This is a genomic window from Halopenitus sp. H-Gu1, from assembly GCF_041821145.1.
Classification (GTDB): Archaea; Halobacteriota; Halobacteria; order Halobacteriales; family Haloferacaceae; genus Halopenitus.
Genome location: NZ_JBGUBC010000011.1, coordinates 1 through 23707, shown reverse-complemented (window position 1 = coordinate 23707; position 23707 = coordinate 1). Strand labels below are relative to the sequence as shown.

The following is a 23707-nucleotide window of genomic DNA, read 5'->3' as shown; positions in this document are numbered from 1 at the left end:
GATCCATGGTGACCGCCATCGGGAAGCGCGTCCGTGACCGCCTCGCCGCTACCGGCCGGTACGCCGCGGACAACCAACTGAAGATATTCGCCATCGTTGCCGTCACTGCCGTGATCGCGCTGGCCGTCGGTCTCGGCGGCGTCCAGATGAGCATGGGGATGACCCTCTACATCGACGACGATTCCCAGGCTGCGACCGACTGGGATCGGCTGAAGGAGGACTTCGAGACGGGCAATAACGTCTTCGTGCTCGTGAAATCCGATCAGCCCTACGATCCGGAGACGATCCGGGGGATCGACCGTCTCGATCGGCGATATACCTCAAACGTCGACGACGTTCGCCGCGTCACGTCCCTCGCGGACGTCGTTCGACAGGGTAACGGGGGTGAGATACCCGAAACCGAGACGGGGGTGCGCCGGTCGATCGAACGCGTCGAAAGCCAGGGACCGGAGTCGGCGGCAATGGTCGACCGCCTCCAGCCGGAGCCCGGAACGACGGTCATCCTCGTGAGCTACGGCGAGGTGGACCGGTTCGACCGCGGCGCGTTTCTGCCGACCCGCGGCGCGGACGTGATGTATTCGGAGATCAAATCGGAGACGGAGTTCGCCGTGACCCCGCCGGGAATGTCGACGACGATCACCGGACAGCCGGTCTTCGAGAACGCGGCCTTCGGATTGATGTTGCCCGAAATGATCGCCTTGTTCACGGGCGCGTTCGCGCTCATCTTCGGCGTCGTCTACGTCGTGATGCGCAACAAGGTCGAACAGGGGTGGCATGTCCTGTTGCCGCTTGGAACCGCGATGACGGCGCTCGTGTACATGTTCGGCGTGATGGGCGTGCTCGGATACGACTTCAACGCGATCATGCTCGGCGTGATGCCCATCGCACTTGGGTTGGGAATCGATTACGGGCTCCAGATCCACACCCGCTACGTCGAGGAGCGCTACGCCGGCAATGGCCCGGAACGAGCAGCGGAGGTGGCGACGCGGACTACCGGCCGGGCGCTTCTCATCGCGATGGGAACGACGGTCGTCGGGCTGGGATCGCTTCTGGTCTCGGCGGTGCCGCCCGTCCGGCAGTTCGGGGTCACGAGCGCGCTCGCGGTTCTCGCGGCGATGATTCTGTCGATCACGATGCTTCCCGCCTTGCTCGTGCGCTATGACGGGGGCGGCTACGGAGATGGTGATACGAGCACGATCAGGCGTCCCGAACCGGAAGACGACCGTCTCGAGTCGTTCACTCGACGACTCACGACGGAGGTCACGGGCGGCCGGCCGTTCATCACGCTTTTGATCGCCTTCCTGCTGGTTTCGGGAGGTGTCTACGCGTATCCCCAGGTCGAGCCGAAACAGGAGATGATGGACTTCTGGCCACAGGATCTCGACGAGAAAAACGACATGGAGCGGCTCTCCGATACGGTCGAGAGCCCGAAGGTGATCTACGTGATGATCGATACCGATCGCGCCTATACGCCGGAGACGTTCCGCGATCTCGCGACCTATCAGCGGTTGATGCTCGAAAACGATCGGGTGAACGCCGTCGAGAGCCCCGTCACAACCGTCCAGATCGCGAATGGAGGAACGATCCCCGAGACCCAGGCCGAACTCGATCGCACCCTCGAAGCCCAACGCGACGACTCCGGGCTGGCGACCGTTCGATCGCCATCGGAGAACCCCTCGACGGTGTTATTGACATTCTACATCGACGACATCGAGGGTGAGACCGTGCGGACGCTCATCTCGGAGTTCGATGGGAACGCGGAGCTGGCGATACAGACGCCAGCGGACGTCCACATCACTGGCAAGCCCGTCCTCAATCGGAACGTCATCGAAAACGTCACCGCGGGGCTGACGCCCATGACGCTGCTTTCGTTCGGGCTCGGGCTGGCGTTTTTGAGCCTCGCGTTCCTGTCGCCGCGGATCGCCGTCACGCTGATCGCCAGCGTCGCGGGGAGCGCTGCGGTGTTGGTTACCGGCGCGATGTACGTGTTCTCGATTCCGTGGAATCCGTTGACGATCACGATGTCCTCGCTCACCCTGGGGATCGGCGTCGACTACGGGATCCACCTCTTCGAGCGGTACGAATTCGAGGTGACCGAACACGATCTGGATCCGCTCACGGCCGCTTCAACCGCGGTCTCAAAGCTCTCACGCCCGATCATCGGATCGAGTTTCACCACGATCTTCGGGTTCGGCGTGTTGATGATCTCGCGGTTCCCCGTCCTCGCGAACTTCGGGCGCACGACCGTCCTCGCGATCACCTTCTCGCTCCTGACGGCGATGACGGTGCTTCCTGCGGCGTTGACGGTCGTCCCGCTGCTTGAGGAATCCGAATCGGAGGAGTGACACGGAACGGAAACGGGATCGGTCGACGATTTCACCGCGTTGACGACGGCGGTGGGATCAGACGGGCATCGACATGGGGACAACGACCGTGACGATCCGGCGAGACGCTTACGGTCCCTCGTCTCCTACCCACTCTGTGACCAATCGGCCGCTCGTCGTCGGACTCGCCGCGACGTTCATCGGACTCACCGTGGTACTTGCCGTCGCGGGGATCGTGGTCCATCCGATCCTGATCTTCGTCGCCATTCCGTTCGCGCTCGCCGCGTATCTCCTCTGGTTACATGCAAGCGGTCGCCTCGCCGAACGGGTCCGATCGCGGCGGACGAGGACGCGAACCCGCGGTTCCAGTTCCCAGTCGACACGCACCCGAGAGTACGCGAGCGCGAGAGCGAGCGCACGTACAAACCGGGACGCCGCCGTCGGTGGGGCGGACGCCGCGCCGCCGTCGGGCGGTCCAAGTCGGCGGGAGGCCGCCGAGACGCTCGGCGTCGATCCTGACGCCGACCAGGAGACGATCCGGTCTGCATATCGAGAGCAGGCAAAGTCGATCCATCCCGACGCCGAGGAGGGCGACGAATCGGCGTTCAAAGAACTCACGCGCGCCTACGATCGTCTCCGACGGTAGGTGAAAAGGGAGACTGATACGAGCGAATGGAGCTCGACGGCAGGTGAGAGGGAGACTGATACGAGCGAACGGGATCCAGGTGGCGGCGTTCGATCGGGTCCGTTCAATCACCAGCGCGAGACCGATCGAAGGGGTCAGACGGTAGACGAAGTTCCTCCAGTTTGGGGAGCTGTTTGAGGTTATAGACGACACGGAGATCGTCGGAAACGATCGCGGCGACACACGACAGTCGGATCCCGCGCTCGGTCATCTCCTCGGGGAGGACGTGGTTGACCGGGATCGAGAGCTCTCCATCGATTACCGCGACCGCGCAGTTCGCACAGGCTCCACCACGGCAGGCATAGGGCCACGCGAATCCGCGCTTCTCGGCTGCTTCGAGGAGGCTCTCGCCCGGTTCGGCGAGAAATCGTCCGTGGTCGGCCGGCGACAGGTCGGCGTCGGCGGCCCGCTCGAAGAGATCGTCGTCATCAATCGACCATCCTCGGTCGGCGAGCACCTCGTAATCGAGGTATTCGATGGTTGCGGTAGTCGGATCCGTCTCACCCTCGTCCGACTCTCCGTCGTTCTCCTCGGCATTCGATTCCGGGCTCGAGGACTCATCGCTTGCCTCGACGCCGGTTCGGGAGTCATCGCCACCCTTCCCTGCAAGGATCGCCTCGTAGGCCGTCTTCACCGCCTGAAACGCCTCCGCGGATCCCCCGTGGTCGGGGTGCGTCTCGAGTACCCGACGACGATAGGCGCGTTCGATCTCCCCGTCGTCGGCGTCCGGATCGACTCCAAGAACCTCGTACGGGGAGGCCATACGTTCCCTAGCCGGATCGGACGCAAAAGGCTTCCCAACCGGGAGCGATCGGGACCCGAAACCGGGGACCGATCCGCCCGTAGCCGAGCGGACAGAAACGAAAGACACCCGTTAAGTGGCCGCCGGTCGAAACCGAAACATGGCAGATGCCACGGATCTCGAGGAACTCAAGCGCGGAACCGAGCTGGTAAAGCGGGGATTCGCACGGATGCAAAAAGGCGGCGTGATCATGGACGTGGTCACCCGCGAACAGGCCCGAATCGCCGAGGACGCCGGCGCGGTCGCAGTGATGGCGCTGGAGGCAGTCCCCGCCGACATCCGGAAACGTGGCGGCGTTGCCCGGATGCCCGACCCGGAGAACGTCACGGAGATCATCGACGAGGTCTCGATCCCGGTGATGGGGAAAGCCCGAATCGGCCACCGCAAGGAGGCGGAGATCATCGAATCGCTCGGCGTGGACATGATCGACGAATCGGAGGTTCTGACGCCCGCCGACGACGAATTCCACATCGACAAACGCGAGTTCACCGCCCCGTTCGTCTGCGGCGCGCGGAACCTCCCGGAGGCGCTTCGTCGAATCAACGAAGGTGCCGCAATGATCCGAACGAAGGGGGAAGCCGGAACCGGCGACGTCAACCAGGCGGTCAAACACCAGCGAACCATGCAGCGACAGATCCGCGAGATCGCCGGCCTCGATCACGACGAGCGCGAGGCCTGGGCTCGCGAACACGGCGCTCCACGGGATCTCGTCCACGAGACGGCCGACGTCGGCCGACTACCGGTCGTCAACTTCGCGGCCGGAGGGATCGCCACGCCAGCCGACGCCGCGTTGATGATGTATCACGACTGTGATGGTATCTTCGTTGGATCGGGGATCTTCGGCGCCCAGAACCCGACCGAGATGGGGACGGCCATCGTCGAGGCCGTGAACAACTGGGACGACGCCGACGAACTCGCGGCGATCGCCCGCAATGCCGGCAGCGGGATGAAGGGTCGCTCGAACGACTCGTTGGACGAGGAGGAGCGCCTCCAGGGTCGCGGCGTCTGAGGCCTTCCGGACCGAGTCGAGCGGACACGTGCAAGCGGATGTGTCGGCGAGAAGTCGGTCGGTGCCGTCACATCTCCACGAGGACGGAACTCAACGCACTCGCCAGCTCCTCGAAGCGGTCGATCTGCATGCCGTCGGTCGTTGCCCACACGCCGTGCTCGTCGGCGATCACCCGGGTCAAATACCCATGTTCGAAGACCCGGATCGTGAACTGGTAGTCGCCGAGTTGTGTCCCCTTATAGATCATCTTCGATCGAAACCCCATCCGCTCGCTCTCGGCGAATCCGACGAGATCGGCGCTCCGTTCGAGATCATCGCGAAGATATACCTGCTCGACCGTCTCGTCGGTGAAATACGTGAGGCTCCGTAGTTCGTCTCCGGTTGCGGTCCGTGCCCCACTCAAAAGTTGCTCCTGCTGTCGATCGGATAGCTCGCCGTTAGTCATACGATACCTCAGAAAGGGCACGCACATAAATAATCCACCCTCGAATCCCGGCGCTTGAAGGTGGGTTCTAAAACTAGACGATGGTTGCGCCTCGACCGATCCGCGTCTGGTAGGCGCGCGACTCGACGCCGGCGCTGGCGAAGGCATCGACCATTGCTGCCGCGATGTGTCGCCGGTCGTTGATCTCACAGGCTGCAAGAATTGCGGGACCGGCACCGCTTACTGTCACTCCGGTCGCGCCCGCCTCGAAGGCAGCCTCCCGGACGTCCTCGTAGCCGGTAATGAGACGGGCGCGCTCGGGCGTTACCACCGGATCGGACATTCCCGATCCGACCAGTTCCGGATCGGAGCGACACATCCCGATCGTGAGCGTCGCGGCGTTGCCGACCGTCTCGACTACCTGTTCCATCGAGGCAGTCTCCGGTACGACACGGCGTGCGTCCCGTGTCGAGACCGCGACGTCGGGAAGACACGCGACGACCGGGATGTCCGTGTCGATCCCATGGGTACCCTTCGGGGTCGTGACGGTGAATCCGCCGATGATCGCGGGCGCGACGTTGTCGGCGTGAGCGACTCCGGAGACGACCGCCTCGCCCTTTGCGGCGATCGGAACCAACTCCTCGCGGGTGTACCCACGGTCGTATAACTCGTTGAGGCCGACGGCAGCCGCCGCGGCGCTCGCGGCCGAGGACCCGAGCCCGGAGGCCGGCCGAACACCCTTGTCGATGTGGATGTGGGCCGGCGCATCGAGTGCCTCGACCACCGCGCCGACCGTGTTCTTCTCGGGAGCCTCGGGGATGTACTGCGCGCCGACGCCCGTCACCTCGATCGAGGTGGTGTCGGCCTTCTCGACGGCGACGACGTCTGCCGGCCGGGCGAGCGCGGCGCCAAAGGTATCGAACCCGCTGCCGAGGTTCGCGCTCGTCGCGGGTGCCCGTACCGTGATCATATCGTGGGGTTGCGGCGGTGGGCAAAAAAGGGGCTGGTTCGTCGACGATCGTCGCCGCGGACGAACCGCTCGGGGCTGACGGTCACTCCGCAGTGGTCCAAAGCAGCGGGGCGATGACGAGCAACGCCAGCCCGAAGAAAATGAACGGCGCCGACATCGTCGTGAACGGCGCGATCGCAAATATCAATCCGAACAGTGCGAGGTTGATGGCGAGAACACGCTGGCTCTTCAGCGGCAGGGCACCCACCGTCGTCACTGCGAACACGGCTAACAGGACGTGACCCAGGTGATAATCGAGCAGGAACCCGTCGACCAGGGATTGAAGCGGGATCATTCTTGTTTCAGAGTCCGAACGATTCGCGCATTAAAGTTCCGTTTCTCCGAACGGAGGGGCGCTGTTCCTCTCACCGCGATCCACGTTCCATCCATCCCCCTCGCTTTCCGACGTTCATCTCCGTCGCGTTCCGATCGACACATGAGCAATCTCCTACTCAAAGCGATCGTCTGATGATCGTTTCGAGGTCATCCTGGCTCACGCGTCGAGGATTCCCGGCGAGGAGTCGCCTGAGCGCGCTCGCTCGTTCAGCGAGGTGTTCGACGTCGTCCTCCTCGATGCCGAGCGAGGATAGCCCACCCTCGATACCGACATCGGCTGACAATTTCTCGACGGCCGCCGCCGCGGCTTCCGCCGCCTCGTCATCGCTCGCTCCGCTCGTGTCCTCTCCCAGGAGTTCGGCGATCTCGGCGTAGCGATCGAACGCGCTCGTCGCGTTGAACCGCATTACTTCGGGGAGCGTCAACGCGATGGTGACTCCGTGAGGCGTGTGGTGGATGGCTCCGGCCGCCATCGCGATGGCGTGTGTCGCACCGAGACCGGCGTTCGTGAACGCGGCACCGGCCATTAAACTCCCGAGGGACATGTCCCGTCTCGCCTCGATATCGTGGCCGTTGTTCACGGCATCACGAAGCCCGTCACCGATGTGTTCGATCGCGCTTCGAGCGAACTGGTCGGTGAGGACGGAGCGGCCGTTATAATCGGGTCGATCGGCACGTTCCTCCGGCGCGGGCTTTGCGTCGTACCGTCGCGTGACGTACGCTTCGATGGCGTGGGAAAGCGCGTCCATCCCGGATGAGGCCGTCGGTCCGGGCGGGAGCGAGACCGTCAGGCCCGGATCGACGAGCGCGACGTCCGGGCGCTGATGACGGCTCGAGATCCCGACCTTTAGATCCTCTCGGGGGAGCGAGATGACCGTCACTGGCGACGTCTCGGATCCGGTTCCGGCGGTCGTAGGGATGCACGCCGTCGGAACCCCGGGCCCGGGAACGTCCTTGCCACCGCCGGTCGGTGGCGCGACGTAATCGAGAATATCCCCACCGTGAGCGTGGACCACGCTCGTCGTCTTCGCGACGTCCATGGAGCTCCCGCCGCCGAGCCCGACGATGAAGTCGGGCTCGATCTCGTCCGCCTTCGCACGAGCGCGCTCGAAGACGGCTACGGATGGTTCCGGTTCGACCCCCTCGAAGACGGTGTATCCATCCGGATCGAGTGGTGCAGTTACCTCGTCAACGACGCCGGCATCGGCGACGCCCTCGTCCGTGATGACGAGTACTGACGTCGCGTCGAATTCCTCGACGACGGCGCCGAGCTCGTCCGACGAACCGACGCCGAACGTGACGTTCTCGGCGATCTCGAACTCCCAGACCGACTCGGACTCATACGCCATGATACGTGAGTGTCGTCTGGAGCCCATAAAACGGTTGCAGACGATCCGCCGACGAGAACTGGATGCCGACGCGCCGACGAACGGCCGCTGGATCGACCGTCGTTTTTCGGTATTCCGGAACCGAACGGAACGTTTGCGGCTCGCAATTAGTCTTTTATCGGAAGAGGGCGCGGAGGTTTCCCACGTCTCCCCATCGTCACGGAAGTTCCGTGACGCTCGTTCCCGATGTCGATCACGAGTTCCGTAGGGAGTGCATAACAATAGGGCCCCACGTGGTACACTGGCACGGTGGCCTCCATGTGAGGTTACCACTGCACGATCGAGGCCACCACCATGCTTTGATCGTGTCCCCCCCACACACCCTTTGGCATGGCGGCGTTCCCCCGCCGCCTTTCCCTCCCCAGGCGCCCGCGTCCTGCCTTGATCCGCTAGTCGTCCGCCTCCTGCCTCGAACCGTCAGTCGGGCTATTCAGAAGCGACTTCCACGTCGGTAACTTCGAATCGTGCACCGCCTTCCACACTCTCGGTTACTCGGATGTTCCAGCCGTGTGCCTCGACGATCTCTCTGACGATCGAGAGCCCAAAGCCAGTCCCTCTTTGCGAGGTGGAATACCCGGATTCGAACACCTGCTCGCGTTCGTTCTCGGCGATTCCCGGCCCGTCGTCTTCGACGTAGAACCCGTCGTCCAGATCGCCGATAGTGACGGTGACGTCCTCGCTGCCGTGTTCGACTGCGTTCCGAAACAGGTTTTCGAGAAGCTGTTGGAGCCGACTCCGATCCGCTCGAAGGTTCCGCTCCGACTCGACGACGAGCGTTGCAGTGGGCGTCTCTACGTTTCCCCAACAGCCGTCGGCGGTCGTCGCGAGATCGACCGTTTCGGTCGTTTCAACCGACGAGCCTTCACGAGCGAGCGTCAGGAGATCGTCAATTAGCGTTTCCATCCGACCGAGAGCCCCGGCCGTGTCGTCGAGATGGTCGCTGTCACACTCGCTTTGGGCCAGTCCCACCCGTCCTTTGGCGACGTTCAACGGATTCCGAAGGTCGTGGGAAACGACGCTCGTGAACTCGTCCAGGCGCTCGTTCTGACGTTCCAGCTCCTGCACCTGTTGTTCATCCGTAATGTCGAGAAATAGCGCGTGTGTCCCGATGATCTCACCATTTGGATCCCGACGCGGGGCCGCCCGGAGGATGGTAAGCATCTCGTCCCCATCACGGGTCACCAACGTCCGCTGTTCCCGCGTAAATTCTCCGGCCAGCGCACGGTGATAGCCGTCCTCCCGGAGCAGCTTCTCGGTTGATGGGTCGGTGTAATACTCCCTCAGAGGCGTCTCGCGGAGTTCCTCGAACGTGTATCCGAGCGCTTCGGCGAACGCCCGATTACAGTCCTCGACGATCGGCTCGCCTTTGACCGATCGCGTGAAGACGATCATTACGGGTGCTTCTTCGAACAGGGTCCGGTACTGATCGGTGTACCGTTGCTGGAGCCGAACCCGATGGGCGGCGTGGGCGATGGTCTCGCCGAGGGTAGCGAGTAGCCGTTGTTCCCGGTCGTCGAAGGCATGTGTGCGATCGGCGTAGACGTTCAGAACGCCATACATCGTGTCGTCGTACACGAGGGGGACGGCGGCGCTGGATTTGAATCCCATTTCGAGGGCAGGCTCCCGCCACGGCTCGTAGCGCGGATCGTCCGGAATGTTCTGCATCACCGCCAGCTCGCCGTTTCGAACCGCCCGTCCGGTTGGGCCTTGACCAGTTCGACTTTCATCAGAGGTGACCAGGATCTGCTCTACGTATTCGTTCCCGATCCCGGCGGTTGCCCGTGAATCGATCGTCTCGGAGTCGGGGTCCTGCTCGCCGATCCAGGCGAATTGATACGGCTCTGCAGTACTAATGATCTCACACACTCCCTCGTCAATATCGCGTTGTGTCGATGCCCATGCGAGCGTTTCGTTGATCCTTCGGACGACCTTATTGATCCGGTGGTGTGTCGTCGCTCGTCGATTGGCACGGGTCTGTTCGACGGCGTTCCGGATCCGGTTCGCCAGCAACGTGTACTGATCACCGCTCGTATCCTTCTGGAGATAATCAGTTACGCCGGCCGAGATCGCCTCGCTTGCCACTTCCTCCGATCCCTTCCCGGTATACAGGATGAATGGGAGATCGGCGTGTTTCTCGCGGACGGCTTCGAGGAACTCGAGTCCGTTCATGCGAGGCATGTCGTAATCGGAGACGATGCAGTCGACGTCAGCATCGGCTAACAGCTCCAATCCTTCGTCGGCGCTTGTCCCGGTTCGAACGCTGATCCGGTCGTCCTCTCGTTCGAGATGGATGGCGGTCAAGTCAGCGAAGTCCGGCTCGTCGTCGACGTGAAGGACGTGGATCGGATCGGTGGTGGCGGTCATGAACTCATACTCCGTTGTCGATCATCCCGGAGCAGATCCTTATAATGAGGTACTGTCAGTATAAACGACACGTTCCGTCTTGACGGGCCCTCGTTTTCGCTGACTGACCGTTGTTCGTGCTGTAGACGCGCCTGCACGGTCATCAGTTGGCGGATCCATTCCGGCCACCGATCTTTAATTGGCTTCCCATGTGGACTATCCGTATGAATAGTACCTCCTGGAGCATCTCCGAGATGCCCGACCAGTCCGGGCGCACGGTCGTGATCACCGGCGCAAACAGTGGACTGGGATTTGAGGCGACCAAAGCGTTCGCGCGGAAGGGCGCACACGTCGTTATGGCGTGTCGGGACCTTGATCGAGCCCGATCGGCCCGGGACGACGTGGCGTCGTCAGTCGACGATCCGTCCTTGTCCGTTCTCGAGTTGGATCTCGCCGATCTGAAGTCGATTCGATCGTTCGTCGACGCGTTCGAGGAGACCCACGGGGAACTCCACGTGCTGTGTAACAACGCCGGGATCATGGCGATCCCCCGGCGCGAGACCGCCGATGGGTTCGAGATGCAGTTTGGCGTCAATCACCTCGGACACTTCGCGCTGACGGGGCTGCTGGTTGATTCCCTCCGAGAAACCGCGGGGGAAAGCCGGATCGTAACCCAAAGCAGTGGACTCCACGAAAACGGCGAGATTGACGTTTCGGATCTCCACGGCGAGGAGGACTACGACAAGTGGGATGCGTACGCACGAAGCAAGTTGGCCAATCTGCTTTTTGCCTACGAACTGGATCGACGGCTTCGGGCCGCGGACGCGAGCGTGAAGAGCGTCGGCTGTCACCCCGGGTACGCGGACACCGACCTCCAGTTCCGGGGCCCGGAAATGGCTGGCTCCCGACTCCGACTCTGGGGCATGAAGCTCGCCAACCAACTCATCGCACAGTCCGCCGAGCGCGGAGCACTTCCCATGCTTTATGCGGCGACGGCACCCGATATCGTCGGCGGCGAGTACGTCGGTCCGGACGGGTTCAGGAATCTGCGCGGCGCACCGGAAATCCACGCATCCAGCGAGCGCTCCTACAATGAGACGCTGGCAGGTCAACTCTGGGACGCCTCCGAGGACCTGACCGGCGTTTCCTTCGATCTCGACGACTCCAATCACGTGTAACGTCAAACGAGCGGGCCGAGAGCGGCGTTGTTGTGATCCTCCCGTCCTGAAGGGCGAGGATTTCCCGTCTGGACCGGTTGGCGGATGGCGACACCGACGGTATGGAGTGGTTCGACGGCGCCCTCTTCGCTTGAGTACCGATTACGTGACCCTTCTTCACGATCTCCTTTTGTGATCGTCTCCGCTGCCCGATCCAAAGAGACACGAATCGATCGACATCGTGTGATTTGCTACGGATATTTCACGGATCCCATCCGTGATCACACCTATCCGTCAACCTATATATGGAATATCGAATCAATTAAATTCTTAATTTATAAAAATGAGGTACCATTTTAAGTACTGATTGGTCTAATAGCCAACTGGAACGATGGTAACCAACATAGACACACGCCTGTTGGGGCGAAACGTGTCGTTCACGGTGTCGGAACCGTGGCTAGCGTACTGGCTCGTAATCATGCGACTCGCAGTTGGGTGGTGGATGCTCCATGCGGGCCTCGACAAGTTCCTCGCCTGGCCGTTCGATGCGGGCTGGTTCGTCGGCGGTGCAGCCGCGGGGACGAGCCTCGGCCCACTCGTGACGCTGTTCTCGGAAGGCGTGGCGCTGTCGTTCGTGAACGTAATGGTTCCGCTCGGACAGACGTTGATCGGCCTCGGACTCCTCTTTGGGGCGTTAACCCGTCTCGCAGCGTTCTTTGGAGCGGTGTTGATGACGTTCTTCTACTTCATTAACGGTGAGACCGGCGGTTGGGAACACGGTCTCGTCACGGGTGATCTGCTCGGCCTCCTGATCTTCGCCATGATCGCCACGCTCGGTGCCGGACGCGTCCTCGGCGTCGACGCGTACCTCGCGCGCAGTTCGGTCTTCAAGAACCACCCAAAACTGCAATGGTTCATCGGATGAAAGGTGAGATACTATGACTGAATTCAACACAGCCGATACGATCGCAGCGTACGTCGGCGGCGGCCTCGTAGTGGTTGGCGTCGTCGTGATCGGACTCTTAGAGATCATCGCGGGAAGCCCGCATCCAGTGACAGGAGAAGGACAGATCGTCCACGAGGCACTGGTTCCACTGGAGATACGATCGTACATTATCCTCCTCGGGCTTCTCGTGTGGGCTGGATACGCGGTCTACAGGGTCATCGGGACCACACCAGCCACCGAATCCGCGGAGATGACGTAACGATCGAATACCGCCCCGATCGTCTTCGGGGTCCATTCCGACCCGGCAGTCGTTGTCTCTACCGTGACGCGTGACTCCCTCGAAACGGTCGTAGAATCACTCGATTCTGCGCGGATCGAGACGATCCGTGGTGAAACACACGTCCCGACGAGGCTCCCAGCGGTATCTTTAACTCGTAGACGATGGCTGTGATTAGCAATGCCAATCGACTCCGGGTCGATCGTCACGGTTACCGGACGGATCGATCCCGCTTCACTCGGCGTAACGATGTGTCATGAACATCTGTTCATCGACACGGTCGATGCCCTGTACACGGAGCCCGACAGCGCGGTCGATCGTCGACTGGCTCGTGAACCGGTTTCGATGGAGACGCTCCCGTACGTCAGACGGAACGCGATGCAACACCGGGACAACATGCGGTTGGACTCGGTGGACGAGGCGATCGACGAGGTGTCACAGTACGTGCGGGCGGGAGGCGATGCGATCGTCGACGTCACCCCCAAAAACGTTGGTGAGGACCCGCGAGCGGTTCGCGAGATCGCATACGAGACCGGCGTGACGATCGTCCACGGGACGGCACACTACGTCCGTCCGGTCCATCCCGAACGGATCGACCGGATGAGCGTCGACGAGATCGCCGACGAGTTCGTCGACGACGTCGAGGAGGGGATCGGTGAGACCGACGTTCGAGCCGGATTGATCGGCGAAATCGGACTGAGCGGTCGCATTCACGAGGCCGAACGAAAGGTGGCCCGTGGGGCCGCTCGTGCCGCGCTTCGCACTGGCGCCTCGGTAAACTTCCATCCGCCCGGCCGAACGGAGCATAGCCAGCGGGATCGAACGTATCCGACGTCACGGTGGTGTCTTGAGGTGTTGGATATCGTGGAGGCCGAGGGACTCTCTCCCGACCGGGTGGTGATGAGCCACATGGATCGAACGGTATTCGAGGATCTCACGTATCAACGCCGGCTCGCGGATCGGGGTGCGTATCTCGAATACGATCTGTGGGGAATGGAAGCGACGCTCGATCAGTACGGCGACGCGTACATGTCCGATTCCCAGCGACTCTCGTTCGTCACGGGGCTTATCGAAGACGGATACGCCGACCGGCTCCTGTTTTCTCACGACGTGTATACGAAACTGCAACGGACCGCGTACGGTGGATTCGGATACGGACACGTGCTCGAACACGTCGTCCCGCTTTTGAAAAAACGCGGCGTCGAACCGGACGTGATCGATCAGATCTTGATCGAGAATCCCCGGACCATGCTTACGTTTGCCGACTCCGAGTGAACTGCTGAGACGGCGATCGGACGCGATCGTGTTATGACCACGGCGGTTCGGAGAGGGTGGCGAGGGTGTCGCGGTCCCGTTCGATCTCCAGCAGTCGGTTGTACTGTTCGGTCCGTTCACCGCGAGTTACGCCCGTCTTGATCTGGGTCGCCGACAGACCGACCGCCAATTCAGCCAGCCACGTGTCGGGCGTCTGTCCGGACCGTTCGGAGACCTGGATGTCGTATCCATTCCGCCGCGCGAGGTCGGCCGCTTCGAGTGCCTCCGTGAGCGTGCCGACCTGGTTCACTTTCAACAGTAACGCGTCGCCGGCACCCCGTTCGATCCCGCTCCGGAGACGGTCGCTGTTGGTCGTAAACAGATCGTCGCCGACGATCTGTGCATCCACGGCTTCAGTGAGCTCGGCCGTGCCAGCGAAATCGTCCTCCTCGAGGGGATCCTCGATGGAGACCAGCGGATACGCGTCGACGAGATCGAGGTAGAATTCAACGAGCTCGCCCCGGTCAAACGGCTCGTCAAGAACTGCATACGTTTCCGTCTGGTCGTCGTAGAAGTGCGTCGCCGCGGCGTCGATACCGAGTGCGAACGCCCCGCCATAGCCAGCCCGTTCGGCCGCCTCCAGCGCAACGTCGAATGCGTCCCTCGGATCGGATAGCGGCGGCGTGTACCCACCTTCGACGCCGACGTTTCGCGATCGCGCGTCGTAGCGTTCCTCGAGGAGATCGCCGAGAAGCGAGTAGGTTTCGGCGCTCATTCGCAGTGCCTCCGAAAAGGAATCGGCACCGACCGGGATCAACTGGTGTTCCTGGAACGCGAGCCCGCTTTCCGCGAGTTCGCCGCCCTCGATCACGTCGAAAAGCGGAACCGGCAAGGAACCGGCGTCGGCGCGGCCGAGATACCGATACAGGGGAAGATCGGTGGCGCTCGCCGCAGCGACTGCCGTCGCCAGCGAGACGCCGGTCATCGTGTTCCCGCCAAGCCGAGACCGATCGCTCGTTCCATCGAGCTCGACGAGTGCGCGATCGATAGCTCGTTGATCGGTGACGTCTCGCCCCGCCAAGGTCGGTTCGATCTCCTCGTTGACGATCTCGACGGCGTCTGCAACCCCCTTGCCGTTGAATCGACTCCCACCATCACGGCGTTCGACCGCCTCGTGAGCGCCGGTCGATCGGCCACAGGGGACGTCAGCGGTTCCACTTGCGCCGCTTTCGGTCCGGACCGTAACTCGGAGCGTCGGTTCCAATCGACAGTCGACGATTTCGAGCGCCGACACGGTTTCGATCGAGAGGTTCGTCATGGATGGTCTGTGAGCGGCGAATGTATATATTCATTCGTCCTGGTCTCCGACGAGAACGATCCGGAGATCCATGAGGTTGGTGTCCGTCGGCCCGGTGACGATCGCGTCGTCGAGTTCGGTGACGGTTGCGGCGGCGTCGTTTTCCTCGAGCGCGTCGCTGATCGGGACCTCCGCTTCCTTCGCGCGGCGGCGGGTTCGACCGGTCGCTATTCCACCCGCCAGATCGGTCGGTCCGTCGGTTCCGTCGGTGCCGACGAACGCACCGACGATCCCGGACCATCCGTCGACACCCTGCGCGAATCCCAGTGTAGTCTCCTGATTTGGACCACCGCTCCCGCCCTCGTTCTCAACCGTTACGGTCGTTTCGCCGCCGGTTATGAGTGCCATCGGCGGCTCCACTGGGCGTCCCGACTCGACGGCATCGGTTGCGATACCGGCATGAACGAGGCCGACGTCGCTGGCTTCACCCTCGATTCGCGTCGAGAGAAGGAGGGGGTCGTACCCGCGCGCTCGCGCTTCGTCGGCGGCGGGGAGACAGACGTCCGAGGCGTCCGCAAGGACGACGTTTCGGACGGGACGGTTCGCGATCGCGTCTTCGTCCAACGTTTCGAGTCGATCCCCCGCCGCTCCGAACTCCAAGCGGTCCCGAACCGCGGACGGAACGGACTCCCGCAGGCCGTATCGATCCAGAACGTCGAGTGCGTCCGCGTATGTGGTCGAATCCGGCGCAGTCGGTCCCCACGGCTCACCGGCAACCTCGTCGACGACGATCAGGCTGACGACCGACGCAGGGGCAAGCCGTTCGGCGAGAAACCCGCCCTTGATCCTGGATAGATGCTTGCGGACGGCATTGACGTCCTCGATCGGCGCGCCGGCCTGGAGGAGGGCGTCGGTCGTTCGGGCGATCGACTCGAGATCGGTTTCGGCGGGTGCCGTCAGCAACGCCGAGGTGCCGCCAGTGATACAGCACACAACCAGATCGTCCGGACCGGTCTTCTCGGCGAGCGCGAGGACGCGCTCCGCCGCCCGTTGACTTGCCCGGGTCGGAATCGGATGCCCGGCCTCGACGACCGTAACGTCGCCATCGGGGAGTTCGAATTCCGTCGGGTCGACGGTCGATGCGTCCTTTTCGACGACGATCGCCTCGGTCACGGACTCGCCGAGGCGACGAAGAACCGACGTCGTCAACGCTCCGGATCCCTTTCCGGATCCAAGGACGAACACGTCACCTACCGCTTCCAGGTCGTACGTTCGGCCGTCGATCGTCACGGCGTCGCCGGACCGCTCGACGACATCGTCGAGCAGTCGGTCCGGGGCGACCGCAGAAAGGGCCTCCTCGATGATCCCGACTGCATCCGCTCTGAGAGCCCCCTCGTCCCCCTCTAACAGACTGGTTCGATTCCGAATCGTCACGGTGATCAGCCCATCTCTGATGGGTTCGGAGTGGTCGTCATGCTTCCGACGGGCATCCTCGCCGATCACATATAAACCCCCGGCAGCCATCGTCGCCGAACGCTACCTCTTCTCGTCGAGGCGGGTCGTCGCCAACGGTGAGGTTTGCTGAGGGTGCAGTAGGTGCGATCTGTCGAACGCTCGAAGAGCCGGTGGGTGCATTGGAGAACACCGGGCTAGGGGCAGTCACTGGTGTCGAACGACCGTTTCTCCGATCCCTGATCGATCGTCCGCGTCTCATCCGAATCGAGACGCACCACCGTCACCAGTCCCCCGTATTCGTGTGTCTGATCGTGACCACGGACGACGACGCAGCTCACATCGGCAGGGATTTCGATCGTCTCGGACCGGGTAAACGGCTGTTGAGAGTGCGCGTGCAGGAGTTCCCGCCGACCGAGACGCGTTCCGTCCAGTCGTTCGACCTGCCACCAGTTCGCGTATCCGTCTTCACCGTCATCGTCGTGATGCAGCGCCACGTCGAACGTATACGTCCCGTCTTCCGCCTCGAAGGAGATGCCGACCACGTTGGCTTCCCGGAGGTCCAAGTCGTCGCCATCGGTGGCCTGGGAGTCCGTGTCGTCGGTGGCCTGGGAGTCCGTGTCGTCGGTGGCCTGAGAGTCCGTGTCGTCGGTGGCCTGAGAGTCCGTGTCGTCGGTGGCCTGAGAGTCCGTGTCGTCGGTGGCCTGAGAGTCCGTGTCGTCGGCGCAACCCGCCAGTGTGGTCATCATGGCGGCGGCTCCGAGACTGCCTACCAGACGACGTCGCGAGAGGCACTGGGTCGGGTCCATACCCATTCGTTCGAGACCCGGTCAAAAAACTTCGTGTGTCCATCGGTTCCGACTCCGTCCTGCGTTCGGGGTGAGATGCCCGTTCACGTTTGTTCTGCGGGCAGTGGTGCCTCGATTTCGAGTTCGACGAGTAGCTCTTCGGTTGCGAGATCCTCGACACCGATCATGGTGTGACACGGGAGCGGTTCGTCGAAGACGTCAGCGAAAACCGCTTTATACTCGTCGTAATCCCCGTGGATATCGACGAGGAAGCTTTTGACCTTGACGACGTCCTCAAATCCCAGGTCGACCTCGTCGAGAATCGCACCGACGTTCTCGAACGCCTGTCGTGATTGTGCCTGTATGGTGTCTCCGACGACGTTTCCTTCCGGATCGGTGGCGATCTGTCCGGACACGTATAGCGTTCCATCGGCCACGATGGCGTGGACGTACTGTTTGTCGGTCGAGTCGTACAGTTCGTCCGGCATTATGCTCCGTCGACGCATACCATGAATTAGTGGCCGTCGTCGTATAGTTCTACGGTTTGTAAATTCGCCACCCCTCCGGTCGGAGGTTCGCGTAACGATCGGCCGATCGATACGCACGCGATCTGTACTAAGCGAACTATCCGACCGGCATACATAGACTGCTATACTAGGTTTCGGAGTAACAGGACGGTTCCAATACCGGAGAGAAGTGAGAGGAACACGTTTTCGGTGCGCCACATCACGAACAGGACAACTGCCGCTGCACTCCATTCTGGAGGATCGCCACTGGTCAATTCGGGGCCGAGGATCGAGATGATGATCGTCCCCGGTAATATCTCCAGTCCAGATTCGATTCTCTCTGACACTTCGATCCGGCTCAGAAGCCATAATCCGCCTGCTTTCGTGGCATAGGTCACAATACTCATTCCCAGTATGACTGCAACGACGAGGGGATCCAGTTGCAGGTTACTGTTCAAATCGAACCACCTCCACAAGACTGCCCGCAACTCCGCCAAGAAGGATGTACCAGCGTCCGGGCAGATACTGCGCAGTCAGGATTGCGACAATACCGGCAGTCATCCAAGGATGCACACTAGATCGGCCTTCCCAGAGCCCAACTGCGATCGCAATAAAGATGGCTGTGAGAACAAAGTCAAGCCCGTATTGTGATGGCTCACCGATTCTTCCCCCTGCGACTGCACCGATAACTGTGGCGAGTATCCAGAACAACCAGATAGCAAGTCCGCTTCCGAGGAGATACGCTCCCTGTTGACTCCCGGATTTGAGCTTTCCCATCGTGAGTGCCCAGTTTTCATCTGCTGTGAAGAAGACGCTCCCATAGGCTTTCAACGGTGAGAGCTGGCGAAACCACGGTCGTAGCGCTGCACCCATAAGCACGTATCGAAGATTGACGATGAACGCCGTCCCGATAACGGCCACTACTGGTATCGGCGTCTCCCACAATTCGATGGCAATTAGCTGCGCTGCTCCTGCGAGCACAGTCCCGCTCATCAGCGCGGCTTCAGTGATGCTTAATCCGGCCTGATTGGCAAGCACTCCGAAGACGATGCCGTATCCGGCGACACCGAAAGCAACAGGAGTACCCTCGATAAACCCGTTTCGTACACCTTCCGCTGAAAACTGCATCGCTGGTTCTTCCGAATCCTTCGCGCTGTGTGACGAATCAGGTGATTCGCTGTTCATCGTTTTGCCTCCGTTACACTTCGAGGATCGGTAGTCGAGACCCGGACAGTCACGACTGCTATGAAGCGATGAAATTCCCTAAAGGCTCGGAGAAACAGGTTTCTCCTTGAGGGGCCGTTATAGATGTACACGGCGAATGCCTCAGGAGCGGACGGAATCAGGGATTTCACAATAACGAGATGCCAAAGGCGTCTCGAATCACTTGCTCTCGGAGTAGTTCATTTGTACTGGCGGATCTGCTCTTCAGTAAGTACGTTCTCTAGAAGATCGTCACCGCGTTGAGTGAGGGTATATTTTCCTTCGTGATTTCGAATAAGTTGGTTTAGTTGACGGAGATGATAGTTGAATCGCCCTTTGTCTTCAATTGACGTTGATTCCCGGAGTTCCGTATAGGAAATCGGCTCGGTCTGGTTGTATAGCGACGTGAGGATCTCCAGACGAATCGGGTTTGAGAGCGTTTCAAAGAGGTTGGTGACGGTTTCAATTTCAGACGCACTCAGAGTGTCATCAACGTCCTGAACTTCGATATCGTGCGAGTCATCAGTGGGCCAGAGCCAGTCTGGTATTGCCATTTGTTGGCGTATCCGACTCTATTTATATAAAAAAATACTTCCTTTGTTGAAATCCCTTTTCTAGACGTAGCTGCACAGGAAACAGCCACGCTACGTGGAATCGTATCGGCGCTCCGTGATTCCGTTTCACAACGGGCCGTTGAGGTAGTGAAGTCAGCGTGAGTCTGCAGCCGAGACTACTCCGCCAGTGAGAGTAGGATCTGATGGGCTTTCGTCGCGTACGCCAATGCCGGGCCACCGCCCATGGCGACGGCAACTTTCAACGCGTCGTCGACCTCTTCTGGAGTCGCTCCCGCCTTGAGTGCGGCGTCCGTGTGCCAGAGGATACACGGTTCGCATCGGACGACGACCCCGATCGCGAGCGACATCAACTCCTTCGTCTTCCGATCGAGCGTCTCCGGTTCTTCGGCCGACTCAACATAGCCCAGGAAGTTATTGATAGCCGGTGCTTGCTCGGCAAATTCGCGCATATCGGATTTGAACGTCTCGAGTTCTTCTGCTTCGTTGGCCATTGAAGATCACCTCTGCTAGGAAAAGGACGTACAGCCTCATATAGCGTGTGGGTGTTTCCCATGGATGAGAATCAAAGTCACGGTACACGTCTCACGGATCACGAACTCGACGGATGTTCTTCAAGCGCCGCCTCATCGGGTTCACACTCCCACCCAGGATCGTCGGGTAACTGCAGTTTTCCGTTCTGATAGTCGGGAGCCGTGGTGAACACGTCGTCGTCCCACGGGAGTCGCTCGATGTCGGTCTCCATGATACGAAGGTTGGGTACGGCCGCCGCCCAGTGTGCGTTCATGGACGCGATCTTCGTGGTTTGCTGGATGCCGTTCCAGAGTACGTCGACAATGACGACGTCCATCGCCTGCTCCTGAAGGGCACGAACGACTCGTGCGGGACAACCGCTTCACCTGAGCTGGTGGAATGTGGACTGGGTAGTTACGCCATCCCGCATCGCAATGTCGGGTTTCGACGGATCAGATCGTGCTTATGAGTCTCATACCTGCCGATATGCGGATAGTGGAAAAGCATTCTGCTCAAAATGGCCCGGCCGGCCGACGCCATCCTTGACGGCCGAAGTTGAAGACGGCGAGTTCGTCGAGTGGACCGACGAACCGGGCCGAACAAAACAGCGATCCGAGAGGACACAGAATCGGTCGATCGTCTTTCGAAGCGGTCCCGTCCGACAATAACAAATGAAGCGGGCAGGAGTTGGTCGGCAGACGCCGTGAACCGGTTGTGGAGTCCCGACGCGTGTTTCTCTGAGCCGGGGAGACAGCGACGATAGGTCCCCTGGTGATCGACGAGGAAACGTGATACCTCGTCGCGCGCGAGGACTGCCACGGTGTGCTATCTGGCGGTGAAATCGGACACACCGCTGGATCGTGAACAGGTCGGGGGTGGGTGACTGAATACAGATACTCGGAATCTTTCACTCGAGTTAATCCCGCTTAATCGTGGGATAAAGGCGTTCAATTGCCTATATTCTGTTTGAGAATTTCACCTCTTTATCACCGTGGCTGTCCGTGATATCAGATGCAATGAGAGCAAAACAACTCATCACGGTTGCGATCGCAACGATGCTTCTGATTGGCGGTGTTGCAGCACTCGGTGCTGCCAGCCCGGCCGATCAAGCAGCCCAGAACGCGACGGATGCACACGAGAACGCCAGCGACGAATCTGACGAGAACGCCAGCGACGAATACAACGGCAACGAAACTAATGCAAGTGAGAGCCACGAGAAACACCCTGGAAATGCTGACGACCGACCTGATAACGCGGGTAGTGTCGGACCGGGTGATGGGCTCCCCGAGCAGACTCCCGACCACGTGAGCGAAATCCACGAAACCATCGAGTCGTTCCATAACGGATCCATCGACAATCTTGGGGAATCGTTGAGCGAGTTACTCTCAGAGGACAATAGTGACGACGAGGTCGACGACGAGGCTGACGACGAGGCTGACGACGAGGCTGACGACGAGGCTGACGACGAGGCTGACGAGAACGATGACGAGGCTGACGACGAGGCCGACGAGAACGATGACGAGGCTGACGACGAGGCCGACGAGAACGATGACGAGGCTGACGACGAGGCCGACGAGAACGACGACGAGGCCGACGAGGAAACTGACGAGAACGACGAAGAGACGGCCTAACTAGCGTAAAACGCGCCAACGTTATTGAGACAAATTATGAATAATAATACAACAATCAATAGACGCACGTACATCACAGCAACGGGAGCCGCAACGGCAGGCATGATCGGCCTAGCCGGATGTCTCGGCGGCGATTCGACCGGGACGCTCGCCACACGGGTGACGGACCAACCGGGCGACATTGCCGACTTCGAGTCGTGTCTCGTCACCATCGTCGGCATGTGGCTCGGTCCCGAGGGTGCCGAATCCGGAGCGGATGCAGACGAAGATCCCGCTGATCGCGACTATCACGAGTACGACGAGCCCCAGACGGTTGATCTCGTTGAGCTACAGGGGGAAACCACCCAGTTAGTCGACGAGCGGGAACTCGAAGCCTCGACGTATGAATTCCTCCAGTTGGATACCGACGGCGTCGACGCGACCCTCGAAGACGGTGAGTCGGTAACTGTCGAAGTGCCAGGGGAGGCACCGCTCACGTTTACCCAACAGTTCGATGTCCGCGAAGACACTCGGACGGTATTCACTGCCGATTTCACCCCAGTCAAACGCGGCCAGACGGGGACTTACGTCCTTCAGCCCGTCCCTGAAGGGATCACCATTGAGTACGAAGACGGGTAAGAACGGATCAGACGTCGATGGCGTATTCGTGTACCCGATCGTCGTCTATTTCGACGCCGAATCCGGGTCCGTCAGGGACCTCAAGTGTACCGTCTTTCACCTGAAGTGGTTCGGAAAGTATCGTTCCGTCCAACTGGGAGAGTTCCGTGAATTCGCTCGCTAAGGGGTGATTTTTCATCGACGCCGCGAAATGGATCTTTGCCACTGACGAAATCCCCGGTTCTAGTTCGGTTCCTGCAACACATGGCATTCCGATGGCCTCAGCAACGGCTTCGATTTGTTTGCCTCGGTGTAACCCGCACGTCTTCGCAATTTTCAAGTTCAGGAGATCTGCAGCCTCATACTCGTATAATTTCACGGCGTCCTCTCGCGTCCAAATACTCTCATCTGCCATCACGGGGCTTTCGATATTGCTCCGAATATGTGCAAGCCCTTTGAAATCACCCGTTGGAATCGGCTGTTCGATGTACTGGAGGTGACATTCCTCGACCGCCCGCATGACGCGAATAGTGGTCATTGTATTCCAGGCTGCGTTCGGATCGAGTCGTAAGGGGATGTCCTCGCCCACCGCGTTGCGGACGGCCCGGATCCGATCGATGTCCAAATCCGGGTTGTTAGATCCCTTGAGCTTTATCACTGAAATCCCGCGTTCGAGCAGATCGAGTGCGTTTTCGGCCATCTCTTCCGGGGTATCACACCCGATTTCGGCCGCAACTCTCACTTCGTCTCTGAACCGTCCACCCAGAAGTTGATACGCAGGGACGTCCAGTATTTTTCCCACCAAATCATGAAGCGCGAGATCTATTCCTTCCTTCACACACGTCACACGAGCTAACTCTTGATCGACCAGCATCATGATCCGACCGATGTTTCGTGGGTCCGCTCCGATGATGGCGGGAGCGATGTAGTTTTGAATTTTCGACGTTATCGATTCAAGCGTCTCCCCATAAAATTCGGGCTCTAACGCACATGCCTCCCCGATACCCAGGTGACCCGTGTCGGTGTGGATCTTCACGAGGACCGCCTTCGAACGGTCGAATTCGGTGTAGGAGTCGACGAACTTCCTGACGGGGATGCCGTACGGTACCGTTTCTATGTCCGTTATTTCCATAGCTATCGTCCCTCTCCGGAAGCAGACGGAGGGCCATGGTAAAATCCTATTCCCGATTCGTC

General features: G+C 60.5%; 25 protein-coding genes. 9 read left to right on the top strand and 16 right to left on the bottom strand.

The window, feature by feature from the left end; genetic code table 11:
- Window positions 1-5: 5 nt before the first annotated feature.
- Window positions 6-2345, top strand: a complete 2340-nt coding sequence (locus tag ACERIT_RS09655) for an RND family transporter (protein WP_373674642.1) — start codon at window positions 6-8, stop codon at window positions 2343-2345.
- A 136-nt stretch (window positions 2346-2481) separates the two neighbouring features.
- Complete coding sequence (locus ACERIT_RS09650; protein WP_373674641.1) at window positions 2482-2970, top strand: DnaJ domain-containing protein; 489 nt, start codon at window positions 2482-2484, stop codon at window positions 2968-2970.
- 103 nt (window positions 2971-3073) lie between these two features.
- Here the strand turns inward: ACERIT_RS09650 and fer are convergent, their stop codons facing one another.
- Window positions 3074-3772 (bottom strand): ferredoxin Fer, encoded by a 699-nt coding sequence (gene fer / locus ACERIT_RS09645; RefSeq protein WP_373674640.1) that lies wholly within the window; start codon window positions 3770-3772, stop codon window positions 3074-3076.
- 139 nt (window positions 3773-3911) lie between these two features.
- Between fer and pdxS the strand changes: the two genes are divergently transcribed.
- Complete coding sequence (gene pdxS / locus ACERIT_RS09640; protein ID WP_373674639.1) at window positions 3912-4820, top strand: pyridoxal 5'-phosphate synthase lyase subunit PdxS; 909 nt, start codon at window positions 3912-3914, stop codon at window positions 4818-4820.
- A 67-nt stretch (window positions 4821-4887) separates the two neighbouring features.
- Here the strand turns inward: pdxS and ACERIT_RS09635 are convergent, their stop codons facing one another.
- The 5 genes from ACERIT_RS09635 to ACERIT_RS09615 all read right to left on the bottom strand — a co-directional run bounded on the left by ACERIT_RS09635 (window position 4888) and on the right by ACERIT_RS09615 (window position 10341).
- Window positions 4888-5265, bottom strand: a complete 378-nt coding sequence (locus ACERIT_RS09635) for a hypothetical protein (protein WP_373674638.1) — start codon at window positions 5263-5265, stop codon at window positions 4888-4890.
- Between the two features lie 73 nt (window positions 5266-5338).
- Window positions 5339-6214: a homoserine kinase gene (locus ACERIT_RS09630; RefSeq protein ID WP_373674637.1), complete on the bottom strand. Its 876-nt coding sequence runs from the start codon at window positions 6212-6214 to the stop codon at window positions 5339-5341.
- A gap of 82 nt (window positions 6215-6296) precedes the next feature.
- Window positions 6297-6548, bottom strand: coding sequence for a hypothetical protein (locus ACERIT_RS09625; RefSeq protein ID WP_373674636.1), 252 nt, complete (start codon window positions 6546-6548; stop codon window positions 6297-6299).
- 157 nt (window positions 6549-6705) lie between these two features.
- Window positions 6706-7938 carry a hydroxyacid-oxoacid transhydrogenase gene (locus ACERIT_RS09620; RefSeq protein WP_373674635.1) on the bottom strand — a complete coding sequence of 411 codons (1233 nt, stop codon included), beginning with the start codon at window positions 7936-7938 and terminating at the stop codon, window positions 6706-6708.
- A gap of 465 nt (window positions 7939-8403) precedes the next feature.
- A complete protein-coding gene (locus tag ACERIT_RS09615; protein WP_373674634.1) occupies window positions 8404-10341 on the bottom strand; it encodes an ATP-binding protein in 1938 nt (645 codons plus the stop codon).
- Between the two features lie 203 nt (window positions 10342-10544).
- Between ACERIT_RS09615 and ACERIT_RS09610 the strand changes: the two genes are divergently transcribed.
- The 4 genes from ACERIT_RS09610 (at window position 10545) to ACERIT_RS09595 (ending at window position 13975) form a co-directional block, all read left to right on the top strand.
- Window positions 10545-11498, top strand: a complete 954-nt coding sequence (locus tag ACERIT_RS09610) for an oxidoreductase (protein WP_373674633.1) — start codon at window positions 10545-10547, stop codon at window positions 11496-11498.
- Between the two features lie 370 nt (window positions 11499-11868).
- A complete protein-coding gene (locus ACERIT_RS09605) occupies window positions 11869-12402 on the top strand; it encodes a DoxX family protein (protein WP_373674632.1) in 534 nt (177 codons plus the stop codon).
- 13 nt (window positions 12403-12415) lie between these two features.
- Complete coding sequence (locus tag ACERIT_RS09600; RefSeq protein WP_373674631.1) at window positions 12416-12682, top strand: hypothetical protein; 267 nt, start codon at window positions 12416-12418, stop codon at window positions 12680-12682.
- A gap of 198 nt (window positions 12683-12880) precedes the next feature.
- The gene (locus ACERIT_RS09595; protein WP_373674630.1) at window positions 12881-13975 is read left to right on the top strand and encodes a phosphotriesterase; all 1095 of its coding nucleotides are present in this window, start codon (window positions 12881-12883) and stop codon (window positions 13973-13975) included.
- A 31-nt stretch (window positions 13976-14006) separates the two neighbouring features.
- On the opposite strand, the gene eno is transcribed toward ACERIT_RS09595, so the two are convergent.
- The 9 genes from eno to ACERIT_RS09550 form a co-directional block, all read right to left on the bottom strand.
- The gene (eno, locus tag ACERIT_RS09590; protein WP_373674629.1) at window positions 14007-15272 is read right to left on the bottom strand and encodes a phosphopyruvate hydratase; all 1266 of its coding nucleotides are present in this window, start codon (window positions 15270-15272) and stop codon (window positions 14007-14009) included.
- 30 nt (window positions 15273-15302) lie between these two features.
- Window positions 15303-16775 carry a glycerate kinase gene (locus ACERIT_RS09585; RefSeq protein ID WP_373674628.1) on the bottom strand — a complete coding sequence of 491 codons (1473 nt, stop codon included), beginning with the start codon at window positions 16773-16775 and terminating at the stop codon, window positions 15303-15305.
- A gap of 125 nt (window positions 16776-16900) precedes the next feature.
- The gene (locus ACERIT_RS09580; RefSeq protein ID WP_373674718.1) at window positions 16901-17452 is read right to left on the bottom strand and encodes a hypothetical protein; all 552 of its coding nucleotides are present in this window, start codon (window positions 17450-17452) and stop codon (window positions 16901-16903) included.
- Between the two features lie 143 nt (window positions 17453-17595).
- Window positions 17596-17979 carry a RidA family protein gene (locus ACERIT_RS09575; protein WP_373674627.1) on the bottom strand — a complete coding sequence of 128 codons (384 nt, stop codon included), beginning with the start codon at window positions 17977-17979 and terminating at the stop codon, window positions 17596-17598.
- 161 nt (window positions 17980-18140) lie between these two features.
- Entirely contained in the window at window positions 18141-18455 is a 315-nt protein-coding gene (locus ACERIT_RS09570; RefSeq protein ID WP_373674626.1) for an AzlD family protein, read from the bottom strand.
- Window positions 18445-19182, bottom strand: a complete 738-nt coding sequence (locus ACERIT_RS09565) for an AzlC family ABC transporter permease (RefSeq protein WP_373674625.1) — start codon at window positions 19180-19182, stop codon at window positions 18445-18447. Before ACERIT_RS09565 ends, ACERIT_RS09570 begins: the two co-directional genes overlap by 11 nt.
- A gap of 218 nt (window positions 19183-19400) precedes the next feature.
- Complete coding sequence (locus ACERIT_RS09560) at window positions 19401-19754, bottom strand: citrate synthase (protein ID WP_373674624.1); 354 nt, start codon at window positions 19752-19754, stop codon at window positions 19401-19403.
- A gap of 176 nt (window positions 19755-19930) precedes the next feature.
- Window positions 19931-20266 (bottom strand): carboxymuconolactone decarboxylase family protein, encoded by a 336-nt coding sequence (locus ACERIT_RS09555; protein ID WP_373674623.1) that lies wholly within the window; start codon window positions 20264-20266, stop codon window positions 19931-19933.
- 98 nt (window positions 20267-20364) lie between these two features.
- Complete coding sequence (locus tag ACERIT_RS09550; RefSeq protein WP_373674622.1) at window positions 20365-20622, bottom strand: enolase C-terminal domain-like protein; 258 nt, start codon at window positions 20620-20622, stop codon at window positions 20365-20367.
- 679 nt (window positions 20623-21301) lie between these two features.
- On the opposite strand from ACERIT_RS09550, the gene ACERIT_RS09545 reads away from it, so the two are divergent.
- Window positions 21302-21916, top strand: a complete 615-nt coding sequence (locus tag ACERIT_RS09545; RefSeq protein WP_373674621.1) for a hypothetical protein — start codon at window positions 21302-21304, stop codon at window positions 21914-21916.
- Between the two features lie 102 nt (window positions 21917-22018).
- Complete coding sequence (locus ACERIT_RS09540) at window positions 22019-22534, top strand: DUF4382 domain-containing protein (protein WP_373674620.1); 516 nt, start codon at window positions 22019-22021, stop codon at window positions 22532-22534.
- Between the two features lie 7 nt (window positions 22535-22541).
- Here the strand turns inward: ACERIT_RS09540 and ACERIT_RS09535 are convergent.
- Window positions 22542-23707, bottom strand: a 1166-nt coding sequence (locus ACERIT_RS09535; protein ID WP_373674619.1) for a mandelate racemase/muconate lactonizing enzyme family protein, incomplete at its 5' end; no start/stop codon positions are given.

Bases quoted from the DNA above. Each gene is read 5' to 3' on its own strand.
- ACERIT_RS09655 (WP_373674642.1), top strand. From the start codon at position 6: ATGGTGACCGCCATCGGGAAGCGCGTCCGTGACCGCCTCGCCGCTACC.
- fer (WP_373674640.1), bottom strand. From the start codon at position 3,772: ATGGCCTCCCCGTACGAGGTTCTTGGAGTCGATCCGGACGCCGACGAC.
- pdxS (WP_373674639.1), top strand. From the start codon at position 3,912: ATGGCAGATGCCACGGATCTCGAGGAACTCAAGCGCGGAACCGAGCTG.
- ACERIT_RS09635 (WP_373674638.1), bottom strand. From the start codon at position 5,265: ATGACTAACGGCGAGCTATCCGATCGACAGCAGGAGCAACTTTTGAGT.
- ACERIT_RS09630 (WP_373674637.1), bottom strand. From the start codon at position 6,214: ATGATCACGGTACGGGCACCCGCGACGAGCGCGAACCTCGGCAGCGGG.
- ACERIT_RS09625 (WP_373674636.1), bottom strand. From the start codon at position 6,548: ATGATCCCGCTTCAATCCCTGGTCGACGGGTTCCTGCTCGATTATCAC.
- ACERIT_RS09620 (WP_373674635.1), bottom strand. From the start codon at position 7,938: ATGGCGTATGAGTCCGAGTCGGTCTGGGAGTTCGAGATCGCCGAGAAC.
- ACERIT_RS09615 (WP_373674634.1), bottom strand. From the start codon at position 10,341: ATGACCGCCACCACCGATCCGATCCACGTCCTTCACGTCGACGACGAG.
- ACERIT_RS09610 (WP_373674633.1), top strand. From the start codon at position 10,545: ATGAATAGTACCTCCTGGAGCATCTCCGAGATGCCCGACCAGTCCGGG.
- ACERIT_RS09605 (WP_373674632.1), top strand. From the start codon at position 11,869: ATGGTAACCAACATAGACACACGCCTGTTGGGGCGAAACGTGTCGTTC.
- ACERIT_RS09600 (WP_373674631.1), top strand. From the start codon at position 12,416: ATGACTGAATTCAACACAGCCGATACGATCGCAGCGTACGTCGGCGGC.
- ACERIT_RS09595 (WP_373674630.1), top strand. From the start codon at position 12,881: ATGCCAATCGACTCCGGGTCGATCGTCACGGTTACCGGACGGATCGAT.
- eno (WP_373674629.1), bottom strand. From the start codon at position 15,272: ATGACGAACCTCTCGATCGAAACCGTGTCGGCGCTCGAAATCGTCGAC.
- ACERIT_RS09585 (WP_373674628.1), bottom strand. From the start codon at position 16,775: ATGGCTGCCGGGGGTTTATATGTGATCGGCGAGGATGCCCGTCGGAAG.
- ACERIT_RS09580 (WP_373674718.1), bottom strand. From the start codon at position 17,452: ATGATGACCACACTGGCGGGTTGCGCCGACGACACGGACTCTCAGGCC.
- ACERIT_RS09575 (WP_373674627.1), bottom strand. From the start codon at position 17,979: ATGCCGGACGAACTGTACGACTCGACCGACAAACAGTACGTCCACGCC.
- ACERIT_RS09565 (WP_373674625.1), bottom strand. From the start codon at position 19,182: ATGAACAGCGAATCACCTGATTCGTCACACAGCGCGAAGGATTCGGAA.
- ACERIT_RS09560 (WP_373674624.1), bottom strand. From the start codon at position 19,754: ATGGCAATACCAGACTGGCTCTGGCCCACTGATGACTCGCACGATATC.
- ACERIT_RS09555 (WP_373674623.1), bottom strand. From the start codon at position 20,266: ATGGCCAACGAAGCAGAAGAACTCGAGACGTTCAAATCCGATATGCGC.
- ACERIT_RS09550 (WP_373674622.1), bottom strand. From the start codon at position 20,622: ATGGACGTCGTCATTGTCGACGTACTCTGGAACGGCATCCAGCAAACC.
- ACERIT_RS09545 (WP_373674621.1), top strand. From the start codon at position 21,302: ATGAGAGCAAAACAACTCATCACGGTTGCGATCGCAACGATGCTTCTG.
- ACERIT_RS09540 (WP_373674620.1), top strand. From the start codon at position 22,019: ATGATCGGCCTAGCCGGATGTCTCGGCGGCGATTCGACCGGGACGCTC.